Genomic DNA, 8,145 nt, shown 5'->3' on the forward strand with positions numbered 1-8,145 from the left:
TCCAAGATCCGGGGGTAGGCCCCAGTGGTGGTTGAGCCCAGGGCCGCACTCGAGCGAACGCGTACGTCTTGCAGGCCCTGCCGAGGCATCGACCCGTGCATCGCGGTCGGCCGTCGCTCAGCCGGGCTCCTCCACGAGCGTCCACACGCGCTTCAGCGGGAGCTCGGTGCGGATCTCCTCGGGCAGTCGGTCGTAGTTGCGGAAGATCGCCTGGAGGAGGTCGCTGGCCGACCACACGCGGACCCTGAAGTAGTTCTGGGAGACGATCTGCTCGGCCGGCTTGGTCAGCCCGCCCCACGCCACGAGCAGGCCCTGCTGGGTCTGGTGGCCGCTCATGGTGCCGAGCAGCTGCTGGACCACTGAGGAGCCGACGGCCCCGGCCTCGCTCTTGACCTGGACGACCAGCCGCGGCTCGTCGAGACCGAGGGGGCCGGTGCCGGCCAGGACGTCGATGCCCTGGTCGGGACCGGCGCCGGGAACGGTGCAGGTGAAGCCCTCGGCGGTCAGCACGGCCGCGACGAGGTACTGCATTTTGTGCCCGGCATAGGTCTCGATCAAGTAGCTCGTCAGGCGGTCCAGGGCGTACTGCTCGACGTCGATCCCCTCGGTGTCGGAGTCAGGCTCGTCCACGGTGGTGTCCGCCGGCTGGCCCGGCTTGACCGGGGTGGTGAGCTCTCCGTGCCCGGGGCGCGCTCCGGGGTCGATGCGCTTGTCCGCGACGACCGCGATGCGGTGCGCGGCGTCGTTGCGCTTGACCTCGCAGATCGTCAGGAACGCGCCGAGGGAGTACAGCAGGTCCTGCTTGATCGCGGTGCGCGGCACGTCCGTGACGAGCCACTGGACCGGTCGGACGTGGCGCAGCGTCGGGTCAGGGTCCGTGCGGTACTCGTAGTCGCCCGTCACGCGGCCGATCGCCAGGTGCGGGGTGTCCTTCAGAGGCATGACCACGTAGTCCCCGTGGTCCATGCGGTTCCGCAGGGCCCACAGCTGAGCAGTGAAGTTCTGCAGCTTGCCGTCGGCCGCCCCGGGGAAGCCGTCGGCGACCCGGACCGCGACGTCCTCGCGGGTGGTGGCCGGGGTGAGGTCTGCCACCTCGTGGAACCCGCCTCCACTGACGCCGTTCTTCAGCGCCCACTGCTCGCGCTCGCCGGCGCGGCCGGCCCGGATCAGCCATGCCTTGGTCACAGTGTGCCTCCCGGGTGCCTCTCGCGTCGTCCGTCGACCAAGCGCGGTGCCATGGACTCCATCTGCTCCATGACGAGGCGGATCGCGCCCTGCTGCTTGTCCGGCGGGTAGTCGTACTTCACCAGCAACCGCCGGATCGAGGAGCGGAGCTTCGCCTTGACGTCGTCCCGGACGGTCCAGTCGGTCTTGACGTCCCGGCGCATGATCGCGACGAGCTCGCGGGCGATGTCCGCCAGGACGCCCTCTCCCTGGACCTCGACAGCGGACTCGTTCGTGGCGACGGCGTCGTAGAAGGCGAGCTCGTCCTCGTCCAGCGGGGGGTCGAAGTCGGCGCCGCGGTTCTTCTCGTGAGCGACCTCCTGGGCGAGGGCGATCATCGCGGCGATCACCTCGGCCGACGTCAGCTGCTGGTTGGTGTACCGGGTCATGAGCTCCAGCAGCCGCTCCGAGAAGGCCCGCTGGCGCACGAGGTTGTTGCGCGTCGCGGCGCGCCCCTCGGCCAGGATGAGCGCCCGTAGCGCCTCGACGGTCAGGTGCGGCCGTTCGGAGTCCCTCGCCTGGGCGAGGAAGTCCTCGTCGAGGGCAGTGAGCTCCGGCCGGGGCACACCAGCGGCGTCGTAGATGTCGAGCACCTCGGTGGAGACCACTGCACCGGCGACGAGCTCGTTGAGGACCCGCTGGACCTCCTCGGGGATCGGCTCCCCCCGCGCCTGGCGCTCCTCCGCATCGAACTTCGCCATCCAGACGCGGACCTCTTCGAAGTACCGCGCCTCGTCCCGGACTGCGGCGAGCTCGTCGGTGCCCCCGGCGATCGCCCACGCCCGGGACAGCTGTCCGGCGACGCGGCGGTACTGCGCGGCGACGCTCTCACCATCGTCGCCCTGGTCGTCGGGCCGGGGCCGACGCACGTGCTCGACCGCACCGAAGACCGCCTTGATGTACGCCCGCGGCCCGGGCAGGGCCAGCGCCGCCTGCCAGTCGTAGCCGGTGAGCAGGTGCCGTAGGCGGCCGAGCAGCTCGTGCACGAGCGCGACGGCGTCCTCGACAGACCGGCCGATGGGCTTGGTCTCCTGGTCGGTCTGCGTGTACTCGGCCAGGGCCTTGGCCAGGTTGTCCGCCAGGGGTGCGTAGGCGACCAGGAGGCCGTCCTGCTTGCCGCGGAAGGTGCGGTTCACCCGGGCGAGGGTCTGCATGAGCAGCGCCCCGCGCAAGGGCCGGTCGAGGTAGAGGGTGTGCAGCGGTGGGGAGTCGAACCCGGTGAGCATCATGTCCTTGACGATGACGATCTCCAGCGGGTCGTCCGGGTCCTTGAGACGCTGCTTGATGACCGCGTTCTCCGAGTCCCGGCGCACGTGGTCGGCGACCGGCGGCGCGTCGGAGGCGGTGCCGGAGTACACGACCTTGACCACGCCGGCGTCGAGCGCGTCCGCGTGCCAGTCGGGTCGCAGGGCGACGATCTCGGCGTAGAGCCGGGCGCAGATCTCCCGGGTGGCCCCGACCACGAGCGCCTTGCCCGGCACCTGCGGCCGCTCCGGGGTGCTCAGCGCCGCGGACATCGCCGCCCGGCGGGTCTCCCAGTGGGTCACCAGGTCATGGGCGAGGACCCTGAGCCGCTCGGGGGCGCCGTAGACGGCGTTGACCACGGCGACGGACTTCTCGATGCGGTCGCGCTCGGCGTCGTCGAGCCCGGCCGTCGCCTCGTCGGCGGCGGCGTCGATGAGGTCTTCGGTGACCGACTCGGCGAGCCGCACCTTGACCAGGCGCGACTCGAAGTAGACGGGGACGGTGGCGCCGTCGTCTACGGCACGGGTGAGGTCGTAGATGTCGATGTAGTCCCCGAAGACCTCGCGGGTGTTGCGGTCGGCGAAGGAGATCGGGGTTCCGGTGAACGCGATGAGGGTCGCGTGCGGGAGGGCGTCGCGAAGGTGGCGGGCGTAGCCGTCGAGGTCGTCGTAGTGGCTGCGGTGAGCCTCGTCTACGACGACGACGATGTTGGGCCGGTCCGACAGCAGCGGGTGCTCGGCTCCGGACTCCCGCTCGGCGAGGGTGCGGCCGAACTTCTGCAGGGTGGTGAAGTAGATGCCGCCGGACGCCCGGCCGGTCAGCTCGGCCCGCAGCTCGGCGCGCCGGCGGACCTGGACGGGCTTCTCCGGCAGCAGCAGGCTCCGGGCGAAGGTCTCGTACAGCTGGCCGTCGAGCTCGTTGCGGTCGGTGACGACCACGACGGTCGGGTTCGCCATCCGCGGGTGCCGCAGCACCTGGTTGGCGTAGAGCTCCATCTCCATCGACTTGCCGGAGCCCTGCGTGTGCCAGACGACGCCGGCCCGGCCGTGGGTCGCGACCGCCTGGACCGTCGCACCGACGGCCTTGGTCACGGCGAAGTACTGGTGCGGCTTGGCGATCCGCTTGCTCAGTCCGTCCTCGCCCTGGTCGAACGCGACGAACCCGGTCAGCAGCTGCAGGAACCGGAGCTGGTTGCAGAGCCCCCACAGCAGCAGGTCCAGCGCCGTGTCCCCCTCGGCCCTAGCCGACGACGGGACCGGCTGCCCCTCCTCGTCCACGTTCCACGGCGCGAAGTGATGCAGGGGCGTGAACGGCGTGCCGTAGCGGGCCAGGATGCCGTCGGAGGCGACGGCTAGCACGGCGAACCTGAACGCGAGCGGGAACTCGCGCAGGTAGGTCTGGAGCTGAGCGTGCGCCGCGCCGACGTCGGCTGTCGCGCTGCCGGCCCGCTTGAGCTCGATGACCGCCACTGGCAGCCCGTTGAGGTAGAGCACCACGTCGAACCGGCGCTCTCGGTCGCCGCGGGCGATGGTCACCTGGTTCGCGACCAGCCAGTCGTTCTCGCTCGGCTCCGTGCTGACCAGGCGGATCGTCGGAGTCTGCTCCTGCCCGTCCCCGTCGATGTACGTGATGCCGCGAAAGCCCTCGGTGAGGAAGGCATGCAGCCGGTGGTTCTCCGTGATGGCGTCCTGGGACGTGGGCGCGAGGATCGCCGCGAGCGCCTGCTCGAGGTACTCCCGTGGGACCTTCGGGTTCAGATCGCGCAGCGCTCTCCGCAAGCGCGACGGGATGACGAGCTCGTCCCAGCTCTCCCGCTCCCCGGACCCGGGCGCGATCGCCGAGCCGTGCACCGGCTCCCACATGAGGTCCCCCAAGACCTCCATGGCCAGGCTCTCCCAGTCGTCCTCGGACAGGTGGCGGTTCATGGTCGCTTCCCGTCGGGTCCGATGGTGGTCATGGTTCCCCTTGCGTGTGACGAGTGCTCTAGGTGAGGTTTTCGGCGAGCTGTTCGGCGTCCTTGACCCGAAGCGCGCCGGACATCAGTACGGGCAACAGCGAGTCCCGCGTAGCAGCGAGGCGGACGCTCTCGGAGAGAGCGGCGTGAGTCCGCGCCCGCAGCGCGTCGATCTCAGACCGCCGCCCCTCGCTCAGAGACGCTGGGTCACCGATCAGCGTCGCCAGCACCTCGTCGGGCTTCACGCGCTGGTGCGAACCGGACGTGCCGGCCACCTTCGCCTCCAGCGACTCACTGAATGACGGCTGGGCGACAAGCGCCCACAGAACGGCCGTTGTCGCTTCCAACGGGTGTAGAACGACGAACTCGGTTGACGCGAGAGCCGGTGCCGCCCCGGCGACCGGCACTTCCCAGATACGCGGGATTCGAGGATTGAGCTTCGAGACGAGAACGGCCGGACTCGAGATCGCGAACTTGCCGCTCTTGATGGACGCTGGCGCCACACGCTCTGCAACCTGTCCGGCATCGAAGCCGGGCAGGCTGTACAGGTCCACGACATCATCCGAGAGCGACGTAGGGGCGACCATCCTCCGCATCGCCGTTGCGATCTCTCCGAGCGGCGTGCACGGCCGCGCGTCGGCCGCGAGGGTCAAGGTGAGCGCTTCGAGCCTTCTCGTCATCCGAGCGTTGGCGGCGATCTTGTCGTCGAACGCTCCCAGCACCTCGGCGATCGCCCGCTGCTCCGTGTAGGCCGGGGCGGGCAACTCCAATTGACGAAGCGACGCTTGTCGAATGCCGTGGACTGTCGTTCCAGTGGCATGCGCGATGAGTTGGCTCTGGAGGCGCTCGGTCTGCAGTGCGTAGTACAGGTAGCCCGAGTCAAGCACTCCCACGCGACCCCGAAGGGCGAAGAGCCGCTGACCAAGCACAAGCGGACGGTCGTTCGGTACTCTCGCAACCCTTCCCAACGGCCCCTCACTCGTGAGGAGCACGTCACCCGCACGGGTCGGCTGCGGCATCCACTTCCGATGCATTTCCGGCGTGACGTACCGCGCTTCATCAAGGTGCAGACGACCACCTCGCACGAGCATCGCCGATGCCACCGGAACGCCCGCAGCAACGAAGTCACCCCCTAACTTCTTCGGGGTCTTGCCCCGGTGATCGAGGAGGTACTCAACCGCGTCTCCAAGCTTCAGAACCTTCACGAGAACCGCTCCAGCTGCTCGCGGACGACCTTCTCGAGGCGTGCGGACTCGTCGAACGCAGCGAACAGCTCGCCGCGCAGCCGCTCGATCTTCTCCTCGATCGGCTCACCGTCGGCCGCCGCCTCCGCAGCCCCGACGTACCGCCCCGGTGTGAGCGCGTACCCGGCCTCCTTGACCTCCGTGAGCGTCGCGGACCGGCAGAACCCAGGCACGTCGCCGTACGTAAGACCTGCCCGGACGGCGGAGGGGGTGCCGCGCCAGGCGTGGAAGGTGTCGGCGATGCGGGCGATGTCCTCCTCGGACAGGGCCCGCTCGGCGCGGTCGACCATGTGCCCGAGGTCGCGGGCGTCGATGAACAGGACCTGCCCGGTCCGGTCGACAGCGCCCCGGGGGCCGGCGGCCTTGTCGGTGGCGAAGAACCACAGGCACACCGGGATGCCGGTGGACCGGAACAGCTGGGTGGGCAGGGCCACCATGCAGGACACGAGATCGGCCTCGACGATGCGCGCCCGGATCTCACCCTCCCCGCCGCTGTTGGTCGACATGGAGCCGTTGGCCATGACGACGCCGGCCGAACCGCCGGGGGCGAGCTTGGACAGGATGTGCTGGATCCAGGCGTAGTTGGCGTTGCCGGCCGGAGGGACGCCGTAGACCCACCGGGGGTCGGACTCCGAGCGCGCCCAGTCTTTGATGTTGAAAGGGGGGTTCGCGAGCGTGTAGTCCATAAGGACGTCGGCGTGCTGGTCGCGGGCGAAGGTGTCACCCCACCGGGAAGCGAGGTTGGCGTTGAGCCCGTGCACGGCCAGGTTCATCTTCGCCATGCGCCAGGTGCGCTCGTTGGCCTCCTGCCCGTAGACGCTGATCGCCTGGGTGTCGGCGTGGTGCCGCTCGAGGAACTTCTCCGTCTGAACGAACATCCCGCCTGACCCACAACAGGGGTCGTAAACACGTCCGCGGTAAGGCTCAAGCACTTCGACAAGAACGCGAACCACCCCGGGGGGCGAATAAAATTCGCCCCCGCGCTTGCCCTCGGCGGCAGCGAATTTCCCAAGGAAATACTCGTAAACCTCGCCCAGAAGATCACGTGCCCGGGTGGCGCCATTGCCACGGAAGCGGGCGTCGTTGAACAGGTCGATGAGCTCGCCCAGGCGGCGCTGGTCGACGTTGTCCCGGTTGTAGATCCGTGGGAGCGTGCCGGCTAGGGAGGCGTTGGCGCCCATGATGTGGTCCATCGCTCCGTCGACGAGCTCGCCTATGGTCTGCGCGGGTCGACTGGCCTCGGCAGGGAGGCCCTTGGCGTGCTGGGCGAGGTAGGCCCAGCGCGCTGTGGCCGGGACCCAGAACACTCCGTGGCCGGTGTACTCGTCGCGCTCGTCGAGCAGGCCCTCGATCTGGTCCTCGCGGTAGCCCTCGGCGGCCAGGTCCGCGCGGATCTGCTCGCGGCGCTCGTCGAACGCGTCGGACACGTACTTGAGGAAGACCAGGCCGAGGATCACGTCCTTGTACTGGGAGGCGTCCATCGACCCGCGGAGCTTGTCGGCTGCCTTCCACAGGGTGTCCTTGAGCTCCTTCATCGTCATGGGAGCGGTGGGGTCGGGGCGCTTGCGGGGGGGCATGCGGGTCAGCCTTCCATCTGGGTGGGGCGGATCGGGGGCAGGAGGGACACCGCGCCGGATGACGTCGCCTCGACGAGCCCGGCGGTCAGGTCGTCCAGGGCGGCCAGGCGCGCGGTGAGGGCGAGGCGAGCGGCGTCTACCTCGGTGAGGGCGTCCCGCACGGTCGCCGCCTGGGCGGTCGGCAGCAGCGGGACGGGCCAGGCGCGCCAGTCGCCGTGGCCGGGGGCCGTCCGCACGGCGTGGGCGACCACCTCGGGGACCAGCCCGGGCGGCGCAGACGACGCCACTCGCAGCACGCGAACGGGGGCGGCGACGACGGCAAGGCCGTCGCGGTCCACAAGCGCCGTGGGACGTGGTGCGGTGCAGAAGACGACGTCGCCTGCCTGGGTGAAGCGGCTCGCAGGGTAGGCAGCGGCCAGGTGGAGACGGTCGATGCTGCGGCGGCTGGGCAGGGGTGCAGTGAGCGTCTGGAAGGTGTGCACCGTTACGCCCCCCGTTCCGTCGGCGAGGTCATCCTCAGCCATGCGGTTCCCCGGCAGAAGGCGCAGGTGGCCGAGGTCGATAAGCCGGCCCAGGGTCACCAGGACCGGCCCACCGACCTCGCCCGGGACGACCTGCCACGGGGTGAGCGTGGCGTCGCCGTCGGTGTCAGCCTGCGCGAGCAGTTCATGCAGCGCGAGAGCGATCCCGGCGGCGTGCGTGCGGGGCCGTCGGCTCGGGGGCCGGACGGTGAGAAGGTCCCCGGAGGCGGCGATGACCGTCGTGGTCGGCACGAGCCGGGCGAAGCGGAACGCGTGCGTCGCTGCCCGGTACGGCGTGGTCGACAGGAGGTCGGTGACGAGGTCCGTGGCGGCGACCGGGTCCAGCGCCGTTCCGCTGAGCCCTGATCCACCGGTCGTCT

Annotated in this window: 5 protein-coding genes; all 5 read right to left on the bottom strand. The window is 69.9% G+C overall.

Going from position 1 to position 8,145, the window contains the following annotated elements; translation table 11 throughout:
* Window positions 1-117 precede the first annotated feature (117 nt).
* Complete coding sequence (locus N866_RS13980; RefSeq protein WP_034227404.1) at window positions 118-1,185, bottom strand: restriction endonuclease; 1,068 nt, start codon at window positions 1,183-1,185, stop codon at window positions 118-120.
* On the bottom strand, window positions 1,182-4,394 hold the full coding sequence (locus N866_RS13985; protein ID WP_034227405.1) for a type I restriction endonuclease subunit R: 3,213 nt from the start codon (window positions 4,392-4,394) through the stop codon (window positions 1,182-1,184). The genes N866_RS13980 and N866_RS13985 overlap by 4 nt, the downstream gene beginning before the upstream one ends.
* Before the next feature lie 58 nt (window positions 4,395-4,452).
* On the bottom strand, window positions 4,453-5,628 hold the full coding sequence (locus N866_RS13990) for a restriction endonuclease subunit S (RefSeq protein ID WP_081802658.1): 1,176 nt from the start codon (window positions 5,626-5,628) through the stop codon (window positions 4,453-4,455).
* On the bottom strand, window positions 5,625-7,244 hold the full coding sequence (locus N866_RS13995; protein WP_034227407.1) for a class I SAM-dependent DNA methyltransferase: 1,620 nt from the start codon (window positions 7,242-7,244) through the stop codon (window positions 5,625-5,627). Before N866_RS13995 ends, N866_RS13990 begins: the two co-directional genes overlap by 4 nt.
* 5 nt (window positions 7,245-7,249) lie before the next feature.
* The coding region (locus tag N866_RS21435; RefSeq protein ID WP_034227409.1) for a hypothetical protein at window positions 7,250-8,145 on the bottom strand (896 nt) is incomplete at its 5' end.

Source organism: Actinotalea ferrariae CF5-4 (assembly GCF_000603945.1).
Taxonomy (GTDB): Bacteria; Actinomycetota; Actinomycetes; order Actinomycetales; family Cellulomonadaceae; genus Actinotalea; species Actinotalea ferrariae.

Bases quoted from the DNA above. Each gene is read 5' to 3' on its own strand.
- N866_RS13985 (WP_034227405.1), bottom strand. From the start codon at position 4,394: ATGAACCGCCACCTGTCCGAGGACGACTGGGAGAGCCTGGCCATGGAG.
- N866_RS13995 (WP_034227407.1), bottom strand. From the start codon at position 7,244: ATGCCCCCCCGCAAGCGCCCCGACCCCACCGCTCCCATGACGATGAAG.